The following is a 15044-nucleotide window of genomic DNA, read 5'->3' as shown; positions in this document are numbered from 1 at the left end:
GATGTGCACCCCTTAAGTTAGACTTAATATCCAACTTAAGGGGTGCTTTTATATGAAAAATAAAAAACATAGTCATGAATTCAAGGTTAAGGTTGTTAATGAGTATTTGAATAATGAAGGTGAATATACTTATCTAGGTAAAAAACATAATGTTAATCCTTCAATAATTCGAAAATGGGTCATTATGTATGAACAATTTGGTGCCAAAATGAGTATGTCACGAAAAGGAAATTGCTTAGATAACTCACCAATGGAAAACTTCTTTGGTTTATTAAAGCAGGAAATGTTTTACGGAGAATCTTTTAATTCTTACAAGGACCTAGAAGAAGAAATACATGAATATATTAATTATTATAATAAACATAGAATCAAGATAAAATTAAAAGGTATGTCTCCTGAACAATTCAGGAAACATACCCTAGAATTAGCTTAATTCCAAAAGTTCAACTTTTGGGTAGCACATCAATCTATTCAGGGACGCCTATTTTTTAATCGAAAAATACCATATCGAGCTTATCTTCTTTTGTGATTACATCTGTTTCGAGTAAATACTGATTGAGTTTTTCAAAATCAACATCTGAACCGATGCCTGGTTTGTCACTTACTGTGACGACCCCATTTTCTGCAACGACTTCTGGCGAGATAATATCCATATCCCAGTATCGGCTTGAAGATGCTGTGTCACCAGGAAGTGTGAAGTTAGATAATGTTGTAATCGCGATATTTGTTAAACGACCAACACCCGCTTCTAACATTCCACCACACCATAGGGGGATATTGTTTGCTTTCGCGAGATCGTGGATTTTAATTGATTCTGCTAGTCCACCGACGCGTCCGACTTTAACGTTAATAATTTTACAGCTACCGAGCTCAATCGCAGCTTTTGCGTTTTCATAGCTATCGATTGATTCATCTAAACAGACAGGTGTCTCGATTTCTTTTTGAAGTTTTGCGTGATCGACGATATCTGAACTACCGAGTGGTTGTTCAATCATCATTAAGTTAAATTCATCGAGCGCTTTTAACGTTTCGACGTCATCTAACGTATATGCTGAGTTAGCGTCGACCATAAGTGGAATGTCTGGGAAATGTTTACGGATCAGACGAACGTATTCAACATCTCGACCAGGTTTAATTTTTACTTTAATTCGTTTATATCCTTCGTTAACTTTCTCCTCGATTTTCGGAAGAATTGCTTCATCTGTTTCTTCTAACCCTAGAGAAATACCAACTTCGACTTTTGTTTTCTCGCCGCCAAGCACTTTATATAACGGTTCACCGATTTGTTTTGCGTATAAATCCCATACTGCAGTTTCAACACCAGATTTTGCCATGTTATTACGTTTAAATGGCTTAAAAATCTCAGTGACTTCTTTAGGATGACTCAATTCGCTTTGGATGAGTAGTGGACCAAAGTATTTCTTAATTGTAACGACTGCACTATCCATAAATTCTTCAGAATATAATGGGTCCTCTCCAGCCACACATTCTCCAAAACCGCTCAAACCATTTTCGTCGATGACTTCAACGATTGTCATGAAGCGGTCAATTTGCGTTCCAAAACTTGTGGTAAATGGAGTTTTCATTTCCATTTTTAACTTGTGAAGTTTAATTGTTTCGATATTCATAACGCATCTCCTTTAATTTATCGTCTAACGACGACAAAACCTTTGTTAAAGTTATAGTGTATACGTTATCATTATATCAAATACACTATTGAAAAGAGGATAAAAATGACTGAACCTGAAATAATTCAAACTGAAATTAATAAAATTTTTAAACACATTCATGCGCATCCTGAACTAAGTTTACAAGAAGTTCAAACAACACAGTATATTTTTAATTATTTACAAAAAAGAGGATTTTCACCGGTTAAATTTGAAGATTTTCCGGGGCTATATTGCGACATTGGGGATTTTAGTGAGAGTAGCGTAAAAATCGGTGTTCGTGCAGATATCGATGCGTTATGGCAAGAAGTAAATGGTGTCGAGCAGGCGAATCACTCGTGCGGACACGATGCACATACAGCGATGGTAATCGGTGCGATGTTAATGCTAAAAGACAACGTTCCTGAAAATAAAGGCGTCCGTTTTGTATTCCAACCGGCAGAAGAAATTGGACTCGGCGCACAAAAGATAAATAAAACAGGTATTATTAATGATTTAGATTACATGTTTGGAATTCACTTACGTCCAATTGAAGAAGCAAAATCAGGATATATTTCACCGAGTATTGAGCATGGTGCCACAGGTTCGATTGCATTTAAAATTATCGGTGAAGATGCGCACGGCGCACGACCACATTTAAACACGAACGCGATTGAAATTGGTTCAACAATCGTAGCGATGCTAGAAAACATCCATGTTAACCCAATGATTCCACACTCGATTAAAGTGACAAAATTCCATGCAGGTGGTCAGTCGTTAAATATTATCCCAGGTAGTGTGTCGATGGGTATTGATTTACGCGCGCAGACAAATAAAGTAATGGATAAAATAATCAATGAAGTGATGGACGTATTAAAAACAATTGAGACGTTATATGAAGTTGAAGTCGACATTGAAGAATCTCAAAAAATGGTCGCAAGCGAAAGCCATGAAGACGCGATTGACGTATTAAGAGAAGCAATTGTAAGCACTGTAGGAGAAGAGTACTTAATCGATCCGATTATTACGAGTGGTGGAGATGATTTTCATAACTATACTGTAGAAAATCCACACTTAAAAGGTGCGATGATCGGTCTAGGTTGTAATTTAACGCCAGGGCTTCACCACCCATATATGAAGTTTGATTATGATATGATGCCAGTAGGTTCACAAGTGATTTACGAAGCAATTATGAAAGTATAAAGGAGAATTTCATGAATTTAACAGGTAAAACAGCAATAGTAACAGGTGGTAACGGAGGTATTGGCCTTGCAATCGCGAAGCGACTCGTTGAAGAAGGTGCGAACGTCACGATTACCGGCCGAAGTGAAGATAAACTACAATCTGCGTTAAAAGAATTAAATAGCGACCACGTACTCGCTCTAAAAACAGACGTTTCAAAATTTGATGAAGTAAAACAATTAGTCGATAAAACGAAAGAAAAATTCGGTGAAATCGATATTTATGTAAACAACGCAGGCCTTATGAAAAGTAGCCGAGTAACTGATGGTGACGTAAAGTCATGGGATAATATGATAGACACGAATATTAAAGGTATTCTATACGGTGTTCACCACGTCGTATCTGATATGAAAGAAAGAGGAAGCGGACATATTATTAATACGACGAGTGTATCTGCACACGAAGTGACAAAACAAAGTACTGTATACTCCGCGACGAAAATCGCAGCACTCACAATTGGGCAAGGGTTAGAAAAAGAACTCGCGCATACTGGAGTGAGAGTGACGAGCATTTCTCCAGGTATGGTCGACACAAGACTTGCTGAAAATGTAAAGTCTGACCGTAAAAAATTAGAAGCAAGAGATATTGCGAACGCAGTCATTTATGCACTCACTCAACCAGATTATGTGAACGTCAACGAAATCATCGTTAGACCAGTATAATAAATAAAGCACTCCGCGAGGAGTGCTTTTAAATTTTAATTATTCACTTCTATCTGCCATAAGTTCAGCTGCATCGAGTGTTCTAATATCGATACCTTTCATAGCTGCACCTAAGTCTTTCGCAAGTTCACCGATGAGTTTGTAGTCTTTATAGTTTTCAGTTGCTTGTACGATTGCTGATGCAAATTTTTCAGGGTCTTCAGATTTAAAGATACCTGAACCGACGAATACACCGTCCGCACCAAGTTCCATCATAAGTGCTGCGTCTTGAGGTGTTGCAACACCACCTGCTGCGAAGTTTAATACAGGTAAACGTCCGTATTCACGAATTGCACGTAATACGTCGATTGGTGCACCAAGTTCTTTACTAGCTGTCATTAATTCCGCTTCGTCTAAGTTTAAAATGTGCTCGACTTCTTTGTTCACTTGTCTCATATGTCTCACTGCTTCAACGATGTTACCAGTTCCTGGTTCACCTTTCGTACGTAGCATCGTAGCACCTTCACCAAGGCGACGTGCAGCTTCGCCTAAGTTTCTACATCCACAAACGAATGGCGTGTCGTATGTCCATTTGTCTAAGTGGTATTCTTCATCTGCAGGAGTTAATACTTCTGACTCATCGATATAGTCGACGTTTAACGCTTCTAACGTACGTGCTTCAGAGATATGTCCGATACGACCTTTCGCCATAACTGGAATAGATACTGCGTTTTGCACTTCTTCGATAATTGAAGGGTTTGCCATACGTGCAACGCCACCCATTTTACGAATGTCGCTTGGTACAGCTTCTAACGCCATTACAGCAACCGCTCCTGCTTTTTCAGCGATTTTTGCTTGTTCAGCGTTAATGACGTCCATAATGACGCCACCTTTCATTTTTTGACTTAATTCCGATTCTAAATGTAAATATGATCGACTCACTGTCATCCACCTCTTTTTTATTGATTAATTTCAGTGTAATTGATAATCTGATGCTTAGGAATACTCAAAACTATAAATACTTTAGGGGTCAGTTATGACATTATATTTAGAATTGTACGAGTCACTAAAATCACAAATTATATCTGGTGATTATGAAACAGACGATAAACTCCCGTCAAAGCGCCAGTTAGAAAAGCATTTAAACGTGTCACAAACGACTATCGAACGGGCGTATGAATTGCTGTTAGATGAGGGGTTTATCTATTCAAAACCGAGAAGCGGATATTATGTCAGTAAGCTAGAAGTGCTACCAGTCGTCAGAAAAACACAAATAGAATCAGATGAAAAAACGATAGAACAAGACTATACATATTCGTTTGAAACGGCTCAAGTAGACTTAGAGCACTTTCCGTTTGATACGTTTCGTAAATTGTCCCGACAAGTGTTTGACGCGCCATATGAACATTTGTTAAATGAAGATTATAACGAAGGGTTATATGAGTTGCGTCAACAAATTGCGAAATACCTGTTTAATAGTCGCGGTGTATCGGCATCTCACGATCAAATTATTATCGGGTCGTCGACAAATCAGTTGATGGAATACGTCGTAAGGTTATTAAACAACCATACGTTTATGATCGAATCACCGAGTTATCCACCAGCGAAAATGGTATTAGAAAAGCATAGAATTGACTACATGACACTACCATTAGAATCAGACGGTATTAACATCGATGACGTTAAAAATAGTCATAGAGATGTGATTTTCATCACGCCAAGTCATCACTTTCCGACCGGTTCAGTGATGACGATTGAAAAGCGCACGCAACTATTAAAATGGGCATATGAAAAAGAAAATCGATATATTATCGAGGATGATTATGATTCAGAATTTCGTTATTTTAAAAAGCCATTACCTGCACTTCAAAGTTTAGATACGGAGTCACGCGTTATTTATATCAGTACGTTTTCTAAAGCATTATTTCCGATGCTTCGTATGGCGTATATGGTACTACCTAAACATTTAGTCGAAGATTTTCATCGGTTAAAATATAAAGAGTCGAATACAGTGCCGGTTCATACGCAGCAAATCGTTGCGCTCTTTTTACGGAGTGGCCATTTCGACCGTCATTTAAATAAAATGCGTAATATTTATGAAAAGAAAATTACGTACATTATGAAGCGTCTAAAACCATATGAGACTGAGTTAACTGTAAGTGGTGAACAAGCGGGCATGCATTTTGTGTTAACAGTAACGAACGGCCGAACGTTAGATGATTGCTTAAAACGTGCGAAGACACGCGATTTAAAAATTGAGCCGATGAAAACATACGATAAAAATCATACAGATGTATCGTTTGTGATTGGCTTTGGTAGTATCCCTTTCAGTCAACTTGAAAGTCATATGGACTTGTTAATTGACGCGTTAACGGGTTAGATTTACTTTTTGTTAGTTTATCTTTAAATGTCATGTTATTATCGAAATAGAGAGTGTATCGGAGGAATTACAAAATGAGATTAACACGTTTTATCGGTTTAGGTTTAAGTTCACTATTAGTACTCAGCGCATGTTCGAATGACGAAAAGGAAGAAAAAGAAGTTGTCGAAGAAGAAACGACAACAACTGCTGAGAACGAAGAGGTAACTGAAGAAGTTAAAATAAATGACGAGACTTTACAAAAAGTCGTCGACAAATCAAACGAGGTTGATTCGTATCATACATCGTTAGCTGTGGATGCGGAATTAGATGAAGAAGTCGAAGAGACAATGAACCTCGAGGTCGATTATGTGGATGGGAACCCACCGGAAATTGCGTTAAAGTCTTCTGACGTTTTAAGAACGATCTCTAAAGATGGTCGTACGTACTTTAATAACGATGAAGAGTGGGTAGAAATTACAGATTCTATCGACGAAGGTTCGTTATTTAGAGTGACGTATCAAAAGCTAGTGAATACGTTAATGACCGTTAAAGATGAGCTTGAAAGAGAAGAAGTCGACGGAAATTATGTATATAAATTTAAAGGTCAAAATCAAAATATATATCATGCGATAGAAAAACTGTTACACATGAACTTAGGAGAAGTCGATGTATCGAATCACGATATCGAATTAGAGTTTGTTGTCGACGAAGAGCATTTCATTCGTTCAATGATTTTTAATATTGCGATTGAAGATGAAGAAGGTACTGTAAACCTTAAAGGTGAAAGCACATTCGATTCGTTTAATGAAATCGATGGAATCGAAGTGCCAGAAGAAATAGAGTAAAAGACTAGCCGAGGCTAGTCTTTTTTAGACTTCAATATCTTTTAAATATAATTCGATAAAGTCTCTATTTTCTTCTAAGAATGGTGGTAGGGATAACTTCTTTCCAAGTGTTTCAATTGGTTCATCGACAGTAAATCCATTCGTATGAACCGCAAGTTCAACGATGATATTTCCAGGTATGTTAATATAGAGTGACGTGAAGTAGTGACGGTCGACAATACCGGAATTAACGTAATGTTCGTCGTTTAAAAGATTTTCTAATTCTTTTAATTCACTTAGACTATCGACATTTACTGCAAAATGATGCACACTCCCGTAACCTTGTTGCTCTATCATCGGTGAGCGGTTTTCTTTAACGTAAATGCGGTCATCACCGATTTTAATGACAGTATCATCTTGATTTTTAAAGTCTTCATCAACTATTCCCCCGAGTAGCTTTAACGTTTCAGTAAATGCTACTTGATACTGCACAGTAACTTCCACACCGTGTATACTCGTAATACGATATTTTTCAACGATTTCACCGTTGTTACCAAAAGGTACTACGTCTTCTTCAACAGGATCCACTATTAACATCATACGTTGGTTTTCAACGTCGTAAAATTTAAGTGCATCTTTACCACTATATTTAGAAATCCCTTCATGACGGATGTTAAAAGAATTGAAGCGGTCTTCAAAAAATTGTAACGCTTCGATTGATTGGACTCTAAAAATAGTCATCGTGATTGCATTTGTCCCATAGCGAACTGGTTGAGAATTTTTAATCTCGAAAAAAGTCATGTCCGTACCGATAGATCCTATTTTGTCTGCATAAAATAAGTGATACATTGATGTATCATCTTGATTGACTGTTTTTTTCACACGACGTAGTCCTAAAATTTTTGTAAAGAAATGGTTGTTGTACTGAATGTCTTTGGTGATTGCAGATACGTGGTGCATTTGATTGATCATATTCATCATCCTTTGGAATTCTTTAAAATAATTATAAGTCATTTATTATGAGTGTTTAGCTTTTTTGTCTTATCATAATAGTATTGGGAGTGAAAATATGAAACACTTATTTATTAAAGGGAAAAACAATTCTGAAGAAACATTAATTCTCCTTCACGGTACCGGTGGACGCGAGACAGATTTGCTCGACATCGCAGCAACGGTAAATAGTTCAGCAAATATTTTAGCATTTCGTGGAGACGTACTTGAAGGTCAACAACTTCGTTACTTTAAACGAATTCATCCTAAAAAATATGATGAAGACAGTTTAAAAAATGAAGGTCAAAAGTTATACGATGAAATTAAAAAATTATTTGAATTATATGACTTAGACTTAAATAAAGGATTTATTATCGGATATTCTAATGGCTCAAATATTGCCAGCCACGTATTATTAAACTATCCGTTACCGATATTTGGTGCATTTTTAATGCATCCAGCTTACTATTCAGAACAAATGCGAGACATAGATTTAAGCCATTTAAATGTGTTAATTACAGCTGGAGCAAGAGACTTTAAGACGTCAGCTGGTGATGCGTTTAAAGTAAAGCAATTATTTGAAGAACGAAATGCAAACGTACAAATTGAACTCACCGATGGTGGTCATGAAATACATTCGGACGAACTGATGCAAGGTCATGTATTTTATATTCAAAAAAGAAGCGCATTATAAGTAATGCGCTTCGAAATATTGTGCGAGACCTTCTTCTGCATTCGTAAATTCTGTTTTGTCATCGCTAAGGTCTTTTAACTCTTCAATCGCATGTTTCATTGCGACAGATTTCCCTGCGACTTTAAACATTGGGATATCGTTCATACTATCTCCGAATACATGAATGTCCGATAAATTTATATTAAAGTGTTCAGCAAGTACAGTGAGACCTGTACCTTTATCTACACCAGGAACCATAATTTCAGAGTTATGCACCGCTGTTTGATAGAGTGCATATTTTGTATTGTTGTCTGAATTTTGATCGAGTGTATTATAAAACTTCTTGATTTTATCTTTATAATTACTAAAGAAATATAGTTTAATAACGTCTGTTAAATCGATCGTATCTACCCACTGATTACTGTCTGTAATACTTCGGCTTGCACCGATTGTTTCGTACGCGAGTACATCTTCTTCAGGTGGATGAAGTAAATCTTCTAACGCGTATTCTTTATCTTGTACAAATGTAAACGGCCCGTCGTTTGTCGTATTGACTTCGTAATAGACATTTTGTTCTCTTGCGATAGAAATGACTTCTTCAATCGTTTCTTTTTTAAATGTCGAACTTCTTAGCACTTGACCTTGAGCAACAACAACAACGCCACTTGCTGCGACGTATCCGTCGACCGGTAAATCCTTAGGTAGCTTGGACGATAATGATTTCATTGAACGACCGGTTGCAATAAAAATGAGTATTCCCTTATCGTGCATTTTTTGTATGGCTTGTTCTAATCTTTTGCTAAATTTACCGTCATTCGTTAGAGCGGTACCGTCTAAATCGATTGCGACTGCCTTCATATTGAAAGCCTCCTATTATTTTAATTCAATGTTTAATTTGTCTAACACATATTGCGGCACGAAGAAACGTGCAGTTTTTAACGGGTCTACAACTTGGTTGATTTCTGTTTGCCCGACTAAACTCATTAGCATTGTCAGTTCTGGTAGTGTTAGTGGCGTTCTTGGCTCTAAAATATTTTGAATCATCACCTGTACGGACTGGTCAACAGCCTCGTCTAAACTTTCGTGAGACACAAATTGATAAATACCTTCATCGTTTACTAAAATTGGATGTTCAGTTTGAACGTTCTCCGCTTTTTCTAAAGTCACTGTAACAGATCCTTCAACTTCTAAACCACTTACAGAAACTTCACCGTCACCCATGGCACCGTGTAAGTCACCTAATCCAAATAATGCACCATCGTGATAGACAGGTAAGTAAAGCGTTGCGCCTGTAGTAACTTTAACAGAGTCCATGTTACCGCCATGGGTATCTGGTGTACCGTTGTTAATCGCCTCATCTTTTGGTGCGACACCAATCACTCCAACCATTTTGTTAATTGGAATTTCAATATCGTTAAAGAGGACAGTATCATCTTTAATATCGAGCACTTTAATCGTTGGTTCGTGTAAATATTTACCCATCACACCAGCATCAGGTACAGTTACCATGACGCCTTTATCGTCAATTTCAATGTCTTGAATCGTAACTTTTAAAACATCTCCAGCTTGAATACCACTGACAAAAATAGGTCCAGAGGCTGGGTTCATTTTATCCCAATCGAGTGTGTCAAACGCGTAATCCTCATCTTGAATTTGATTCGTAAAACAGTCGAGCGTGTCAATTTTAACAGTATCACCAACATCTACAGTTAACTTCGGTTCGTTATCTTTAGACATGTGATAAAAATAATGTTCGTTAGAAAGATGTTTCATCTAAAAATCCTCCTTAAATAATCAGTAATCAACTTCATTGTTACAAATAAACGAGAGCTTGTCTATTTAACTGATAAACAGACAAAGTGAGTGTAGAAAGTATAAATGTTACTATAGAAGTAGCATTAAAAAGGATGGGATACGATGAATTTAGAAATAAGAAAACCGAAAATTGAAGACGCAGAGTCAATCATTGAACATAAAATAAAAGTAACAAAAGAAAATCCAGACACACTCGCAACAGCGATAGAAAATCAGGAACCAGACTTAGAAGATCAAATAAACAAAATAAAAAACATCGGTGAAAACGACTTAAAACTCGTCGCATTAGATGGCGACACAGTCATTGGAATCATCAACATGTTCCACGACAAGCGCCATAAATTCCGTCACATCGCACAATTTGGAATTAGTGTTCAACATAAATACGCAGGACACGGTATCGGAAGCAAACTCATTCAAGAAGTCGTCGATTTCGCGACAGAAAACGATAATATCGAAAAACTAATCCTCACAGTATTTGGTAACAACGACGGCGCGATCAAACTATACGAACGATTCGGATTCGAAAGTGAAGCAACACTAAAAGATCAAGTCAAACTAAACAACGACAGCTACACAGACCTCATTTACATGTCCAAATGGGTGAAGTAGGAGTTTTCTAACAATTTCGAAAAAGTGTTGTAAAATAGCTCTATGTGGTATAAGATTGTTTTAATTGAATATTAAATATCCAGAGAACTCGAGGGATTTGGCCCAGTGACAGTTCAGCAGCGGGCTTTTTAAGTACTGTGCTAATTCCAACGAGCAGATGCTTGACAGATATCATTACAAACCATTTGCTTATTTTAGTAAATGGTTTTTTATTTTGAGGAGGAGTTTCCATGAGTCATATTGAATTGAAGGGCGTTAGTAAGACTTACGATGTCAAAGGTAAGTCTGTTGAAGCGGTTAAAACGACGGATTTATCGATTCGCTCAGGTGAGATTTTTGGACTAATCGGCTTTAGTGGCGCAGGTAAAAGTACGCTACTACGCCTCATTAACTTACTTGAAGTGCCGACAACGGGTGACGTCATTGTCGGTGACGATAATTTAACAAAACTTTCTAAAGATAAACTACGTGTTAAACGTCAAAAGATCGGAATGGTGTTTCAGCATTTTAATTTAATTAACAGTAAGACAGTTGCTGAGAACATTAAGTTTGTTTTAAAAGCAGCGAAATATCCGAAAGAAAGAATGGACGCACGAGTGGATGAGTTGTTAACACTCGTCGGACTTTCAGATAAAAGAGATGCGTTACCTAAAAATTTAAGTGGGGGACAAAAACAGCGTGTCGGTATTGCACGTGCACTTGCAAATGATCCAGAAGTTTTACTATGTGACGAAGCGACGAGTGCGTTAGACCCTGAGATTACAAAAGAAATTTTAAAGTTATTAAAAGAGATTAATAAAACACTCGGTCTCACGATTGTTTTAATTACGCATGAAATGGAAGTCATAAAAGAAATTGCACATCGCGTTGGAGTCATGTCTAACGGAGAAATCATTGAAGTAGACGATGTTTATAACATATTTAGTAATCCGACACATGAAGTGACGAAAGGTTTCGTTCAAGAAATTTATAACTTCCAAGTGCCACCACATATTAAGACAACAAACGAAAACCGAATCATTACGTTAAAATTCGCAAAAGATACAGCAGAAGAAAACCATTTAAATCAGCTGTATAAACTATTTGATTTAAACATTAGTATTTTAAACGGTCGCATCGAATATATTAACGGCGATCCACTCGGTTTACTTATGTTACAAGTGAGTGGTGACGAAGCGGAAATCGGAAGATTTTTTAAACATATCGATGACAGAATCGGATTAGAGAGGGCTGAGATTTATGGATAAGTTAGATATTATACTACCGCTACTGTACCGCTCATTTTTAGAGACGGTATTAATGGTGTCTATTTCAATTTTCTTTGCGGTATTAATCGGTTTACCACTTGGAATTTTACTTTTCATAACGAGCGAACGTCAGTTATTTAAAGTGAAGTCGCTAAACGTCATACTCGGGTTTATTGTAAACGTGATTCGTAGTTTTCCGTTTATCATTTTAATCGTTGCGATTATGCCGTTTGCTACGTGGTTAGTAAATGCGTCACACGGACCAGTATTTGCGTCAGTTGCGTTAAGTATCGCAGCGATTCCATTATTTGCAAGACTCGCAGAGTCGAGTTTTCATAGTATCGATAAAGGTGTCATTGAAGCGTGTATCGCTGGAGGCGCACCGTTATCACAGATTATTTTTGACGTGTTAATACCAGAATCAAAACGAAGTTTAACTCAAGCGATAACGTTAACGATTATTTCAATCATTGCATTTAGTGCGACAGCTGGAGTTGTCGGTGGTGGAGGTATAGGTGACCTCGCAATCCGCTACGGATATTACAGATACGATACGTTCGTCATGTTAATCACTGTCGTATTATTAATCGTTATCGTACAACTCGTTCAATGGATTGGTGACTTTTTAAGTCAGAGGGAGGGGTAAAACTATGCGTGGAATTATTACATTTTTAGCAGGATGTTTAGTCGTCATCGGTATTTCATCTTATTTATTGAGCGACAAACAAGGTGAAGTCATTACGATCGGTGCGACGAGTGGACCATTTACAGATATGGTCGAAAAAGCGATACGACCTGAATTAGAAGAGATGGGGTATACGGTGAAAGTCGTTGAATACTCTGACTGGATTCAACCGAATACAGCACTCGCGAATGGCGATATAGATGCAAACCTGTTTCAAAATATTACGTTTATGAATAACTATAATGAGAAAAACGATAAGAATTTAATTGATTTAATACAAGTGCCAACTGCACCGATGGGATTATATTCTGGTAAATATAAGTCGTTAGACGATATAGAAAACGGTAGTGAAGTTGCGTTACCACCAGACCCAGTAAATATGAGTCGTGCATTTATGGTGTTAGAAGATTCGGGGTTAATCGAACTAAAAGAGGGTTATGATATGTTTGATATCACAGAAAATGATATTATAAGTAATAAGATGAACCTCAAGTTTGTTTATCAAGATGCGGGGCAACTTCCGAGAAGTGTGGATCAAATTGGTTTATCACTCGTACCAGGGAACTTTGCTTTAGCGAGTAACATGAAGTTAGAAGATGCACTTATATTAGAAAATATGTCAGAATACTTTAGAAATAGAATCGTCGTTAACGATGACCTTGCATCAGATAAGATTCGTGAAGATTTAATAAAAGCCGTACAATCGGAAGGATTCAACAAAGTAATCGACGAGGAGTTCAAAGGTTTTGACAAACCGGAGGATGATTAACAAATGGCAAACAAACGTTTAATGCAGTTAGAAGGAGACTTCTTTATGTCTCTACGTAAGCGTCTAGAAAAGATTAAACTGGGCGACAAACCATTACTCAATATGTCAATCGGTGTACCGGATGGTCGTACGCCAGATCACGTACTAGAAAACGTGAAGGAAACGATAGACGACATTCAAAACCACAAATACGCAGGTGTTAACGTTCGCGAAAACTTAATGCAAGCTGTTAAAGACTTTTATAAAAGACATTACGATGTCGAGTTAGAAGATGAAAACATCGCACTATTATACGGTTCAAAAAATGCAATCATTAACTTCCCAAGTCTCTTTATCGAGCCAGGAGAAGGGGTATACGTGCCAAATCCTGGATATATCGATTATGTACCAGGAGTAAAACTAGCGAATGGTGAAGTATATGATTTACCGTTACTAAAAGAAAATGATTTCTTACCGGACTTTGATAATTTAGATGAAAAAGAATTAGACAACGCACGTTTAATCATTTTAAACTATCCATCAAACCCAGTCGGTGCAGTTGCGACAAAAGAGTTTTTCGATGAAACAGTCGAAAGATTTAAAGATACGGACATTATGCTGATCAACGATTTCGCGTATGCTGCATTCGGATTTGAAGGAAAGCCACCGAGCATTCTTGAAAGTGACAAAAACTTTGAAACGTCGATGGAATTTTTCTCATTATCAAAAGCGTTTAACATGTCTGGATTCCGAATAGGATTTGCGGTCGGTAACAAAGATATGGTCGGCGCGCTGAATTTATATCAGTCGTTTGCACATGCAGGAATGTGGGGTGTTCAACAAGAAGCTGCCGCAACGGCGTTAAACGAATCCGATGAATTCTTATTAAAACAAAACGAAATATTTAAACGTCGCCGTGACAAATTCGTGTCAGGACTTCGTGAAGTCGGTATCCCGTTAAATGATATTGACGGTGGTATGTTTGGATGGGTCGAAGTACCAAAAGGCTTTAATAGTGAGTCGTTCTTTGAATATCTATTAGAAGAACAGTCGATTATGGTCATTCCAGGATTCCCGTTCGGATCACTTGGTGAAAACCGAATTCGTGTATCACTCGCAATTGCAGATGAAGAGTTAGATGAAGTCGTCGAGCGATTCCAATCAATCAGTCATTTATGGAAAGAGTAGAAATGTAACGAATTAGTCAAAAATGACTGTTAAATGAAGTAGTAGTCATGTTACAGTGAACGTACGAACAATGAGGGGAATTAGTATTATGATGAAAAATTGGCAAGTCATAATTTATGCATTTGTAGGTGCATTATTTACTGGTGGAATTATATTTTCAATTACGAGCGTAATTACGCAAGAAAATCCACTCAGTTACGTCCTAATATTTGCATTATTGTTAGTACTATTCATTCTATTTACACTGTTACTATTTTCATATAAAAAACACCGTCCGAGTGTAGAAGACATGACAGACGACCGTGAATAATCACGGTCGTTTTTTTATTTCTTTGGTGTAGTTGTTTTAATTGTCAACGTAATGAGATGTC

Annotated in this window: 17 protein-coding genes and 1 riboswitch; of the genes, 12 read left to right on the top strand and 5 right to left on the bottom strand. The window is 37.2% G+C overall.

Annotated features, from left to right (window positions below; all coding sequences use genetic code 11):
* Positions 1–52 precede the first annotated feature (52 nt).
* Complete coding sequence (locus tag CJ229_RS04900; RefSeq protein ID WP_102167631.1) at positions 53–433, top strand: IS3 family transposase; 381 nt, start codon at positions 53–55, stop codon at positions 431–433.
* Positions 434–488: 55 nt separating this feature from the next.
* Here the strand turns inward: CJ229_RS04900 and menC are convergent, their stop codons facing one another.
* Positions 489–1628, bottom strand: a complete 1140-nt coding sequence (gene menC / locus CJ229_RS04895) for an o-succinylbenzoate synthase (protein ID WP_102167630.1) — start codon at positions 1626–1628, stop codon at positions 489–491.
* Between the two features lie 105 nt (positions 1629–1733).
* On the opposite strand from menC, the gene CJ229_RS04890 reads away from it, so the two are divergent.
* On the top strand, positions 1734–2849 hold the full coding sequence (locus CJ229_RS04890; protein WP_257993700.1) for an amidohydrolase: 1116 nt from the start codon (positions 1734–1736) through the stop codon (positions 2847–2849).
* Positions 2850–2860: 11 nt separating this feature from the next.
* Positions 2861–3550: an SDR family oxidoreductase gene (locus CJ229_RS04885; protein WP_102167629.1), complete on the top strand. Its 690-nt coding sequence runs from the start codon at positions 2861–2863 to the stop codon at positions 3548–3550.
* A 39-nt stretch (positions 3551–3589) separates the two neighbouring features.
* On the opposite strand, the gene pdxS is transcribed toward CJ229_RS04885, so the two are convergent.
* On the bottom strand, positions 3590–4471 hold the full coding sequence (pdxS, locus tag CJ229_RS04880; RefSeq protein ID WP_371440547.1) for a pyridoxal 5'-phosphate synthase lyase subunit PdxS: 882 nt from the start codon (positions 4469–4471) through the stop codon (positions 3590–3592).
* Positions 4472–4565: 94 nt separating this feature from the next.
* Between pdxS and CJ229_RS04875 the strand changes: the two genes are divergently transcribed.
* Both CJ229_RS04875 and CJ229_RS04870 read left to right on the top strand, forming a co-directional pair.
* Entirely contained in the window at positions 4566–5909 is a 1344-nt protein-coding gene (locus CJ229_RS04875) for a MocR-like pyridoxine biosynthesis transcription factor PdxR (RefSeq protein ID WP_102167628.1), read from the top strand.
* 74 nt (positions 5910–5983) lie between these two features.
* Positions 5984–6736 (top strand): DUF6612 family protein, encoded by a 753-nt coding sequence (locus CJ229_RS04870; RefSeq protein WP_102167627.1) that lies wholly within the window; start codon positions 5984–5986, stop codon positions 6734–6736.
* A 24-nt stretch (positions 6737–6760) separates the two neighbouring features.
* Here the strand turns inward: CJ229_RS04870 and CJ229_RS04865 are convergent, their stop codons facing one another.
* Positions 6761–7687 (bottom strand): VOC family protein, encoded by a 927-nt coding sequence (locus CJ229_RS04865; RefSeq protein WP_102167626.1) that lies wholly within the window; start codon positions 7685–7687, stop codon positions 6761–6763.
* A 97-nt stretch (positions 7688–7784) separates the two neighbouring features.
* Here CJ229_RS04865 and CJ229_RS04860 point away from each other — a divergent pair, with 97 nt between their 5' ends.
* Complete coding sequence (locus tag CJ229_RS04860) at positions 7785–8399, top strand: alpha/beta hydrolase (protein WP_068130174.1); 615 nt, start codon at positions 7785–7787, stop codon at positions 8397–8399.
* Here the strand turns inward: CJ229_RS04860 and CJ229_RS04855 are convergent.
* Entirely contained in the window at positions 8394–9236 is an 843-nt protein-coding gene (locus tag CJ229_RS04855) for a Cof-type HAD-IIB family hydrolase (RefSeq protein WP_102167625.1), read from the bottom strand. The genes CJ229_RS04860 and CJ229_RS04855 overlap by 6 nt on opposite strands.
* Positions 9237–9251: 15 nt before the next feature.
* Positions 9252–10151 carry an acetamidase/formamidase family protein gene (locus CJ229_RS04850; RefSeq protein WP_102167624.1) on the bottom strand — a complete coding sequence of 300 codons (900 nt, stop codon included), beginning with the start codon at positions 10149–10151 and terminating at the stop codon, positions 9252–9254.
* 144 nt (positions 10152–10295) lie between these two features.
* Between CJ229_RS04850 and CJ229_RS04845 the strand changes: the two genes are divergently transcribed.
* The 6 genes from CJ229_RS04845 (at position 10296) to CJ229_RS04820 (ending at position 14983) form a co-directional block, all read left to right on the top strand.
* The gene (locus CJ229_RS04845) at positions 10296–10805 is read left to right on the top strand and encodes a GNAT family N-acetyltransferase (protein WP_102167623.1); all 510 of its coding nucleotides are present in this window, start codon (positions 10296–10298) and stop codon (positions 10803–10805) included.
* 72 nt (positions 10806–10877) lie between these two features.
* Positions 10878–10980, top strand: a riboswitch (SAM riboswitch).
* A gap of 55 nt (positions 10981–11035) precedes the next feature.
* Positions 11036–12052, top strand: coding sequence for a methionine ABC transporter ATP-binding protein (locus CJ229_RS04840; RefSeq protein WP_070458647.1), 1017 nt, complete (start codon positions 11036–11038; stop codon positions 12050–12052).
* Positions 12045–12698, top strand: a complete 654-nt coding sequence (locus tag CJ229_RS04835) for a methionine ABC transporter permease (RefSeq protein ID WP_040928560.1) — start codon at positions 12045–12047, stop codon at positions 12696–12698. The genes CJ229_RS04840 and CJ229_RS04835 overlap by 8 nt, the downstream gene beginning before the upstream one ends.
* A 4-nt stretch (positions 12699–12702) precedes the next feature.
* The gene (locus CJ229_RS04830; RefSeq protein WP_070458650.1) at positions 12703–13506 is read left to right on the top strand and encodes a MetQ/NlpA family ABC transporter substrate-binding protein; all 804 of its coding nucleotides are present in this window, start codon (positions 12703–12705) and stop codon (positions 13504–13506) included.
* 3 nt (positions 13507–13509) lie between these two features.
* A complete protein-coding gene (locus CJ229_RS04825) occupies positions 13510–14673 on the top strand; it encodes an aminotransferase class I/II-fold pyridoxal phosphate-dependent enzyme (protein WP_257993699.1) in 1164 nt (387 codons plus the stop codon).
* 88 nt (positions 14674–14761) lie between these two features.
* Entirely contained in the window at positions 14762–14983 is a 222-nt protein-coding gene (locus CJ229_RS04820; protein WP_068130203.1) for a hypothetical protein, read from the top strand.
* The last annotated feature ends 61 nt before the right edge of the window (positions 14984–15044 follow it).

Origin of the sequence: Nosocomiicoccus massiliensis (assembly GCF_002871345.2) — a bacterium.
GTDB lineage: Bacteria > Bacillota > Bacilli > Staphylococcales > Salinicoccaceae > Nosocomiicoccus > Nosocomiicoccus ampullae_A.
Note: the sequence above shows the minus strand (reverse complement) of the source record. Positions and strands in the feature narration are given on the sequence as shown.

Bases quoted from the DNA above. Each gene is read 5' to 3' on its own strand.
- CJ229_RS04900 (WP_102167631.1), top strand. From the start codon at position 53: ATGAAAAATAAAAAACATAGTCATGAATTCAAGGTTAAGGTTGTTAAT.
- menC (WP_102167630.1), bottom strand. From the start codon at position 1,628: ATGAATATCGAAACAATTAAACTTCACAAGTTAAAAATGGAAATGAAA.
- CJ229_RS04890 (WP_257993700.1), top strand. From the start codon at position 1,734: ATGACTGAACCTGAAATAATTCAAACTGAAATTAATAAAATTTTTAAA.
- CJ229_RS04885 (WP_102167629.1), top strand. From the start codon at position 2,861: ATGAATTTAACAGGTAAAACAGCAATAGTAACAGGTGGTAACGGAGGT.
- CJ229_RS04875 (WP_102167628.1), top strand. From the start codon at position 4,566: ATGACATTATATTTAGAATTGTACGAGTCACTAAAATCACAAATTATA.
- CJ229_RS04870 (WP_102167627.1), top strand. From the start codon at position 5,984: ATGAGATTAACACGTTTTATCGGTTTAGGTTTAAGTTCACTATTAGTA.
- CJ229_RS04865 (WP_102167626.1), bottom strand. From the start codon at position 7,687: ATGATCAATCAAATGCACCACGTATCTGCAATCACCAAAGACATTCAG.
- CJ229_RS04860 (WP_068130174.1), top strand. From the start codon at position 7,785: ATGAAACACTTATTTATTAAAGGGAAAAACAATTCTGAAGAAACATTA.
- CJ229_RS04855 (WP_102167625.1), bottom strand. From the start codon at position 9,236: ATGAAGGCAGTCGCAATCGATTTAGACGGTACCGCTCTAACGAATGAC.
- CJ229_RS04850 (WP_102167624.1), bottom strand. From the start codon at position 10,151: ATGAAACATCTTTCTAACGAACATTATTTTTATCACATGTCTAAAGAT.
- CJ229_RS04845 (WP_102167623.1), top strand. From the start codon at position 10,296: ATGAATTTAGAAATAAGAAAACCGAAAATTGAAGACGCAGAGTCAATC.
- CJ229_RS04840 (WP_070458647.1), top strand. From the start codon at position 11,036: ATGAGTCATATTGAATTGAAGGGCGTTAGTAAGACTTACGATGTCAAA.
- CJ229_RS04835 (WP_040928560.1), top strand. From the start codon at position 12,045: ATGGATAAGTTAGATATTATACTACCGCTACTGTACCGCTCATTTTTA.
- CJ229_RS04830 (WP_070458650.1), top strand. From the start codon at position 12,703: ATGCGTGGAATTATTACATTTTTAGCAGGATGTTTAGTCGTCATCGGT.
- CJ229_RS04825 (WP_257993699.1), top strand. From the start codon at position 13,510: ATGGCAAACAAACGTTTAATGCAGTTAGAAGGAGACTTCTTTATGTCT.
- CJ229_RS04820 (WP_068130203.1), top strand. From the start codon at position 14,762: ATGATGAAAAATTGGCAAGTCATAATTTATGCATTTGTAGGTGCATTA.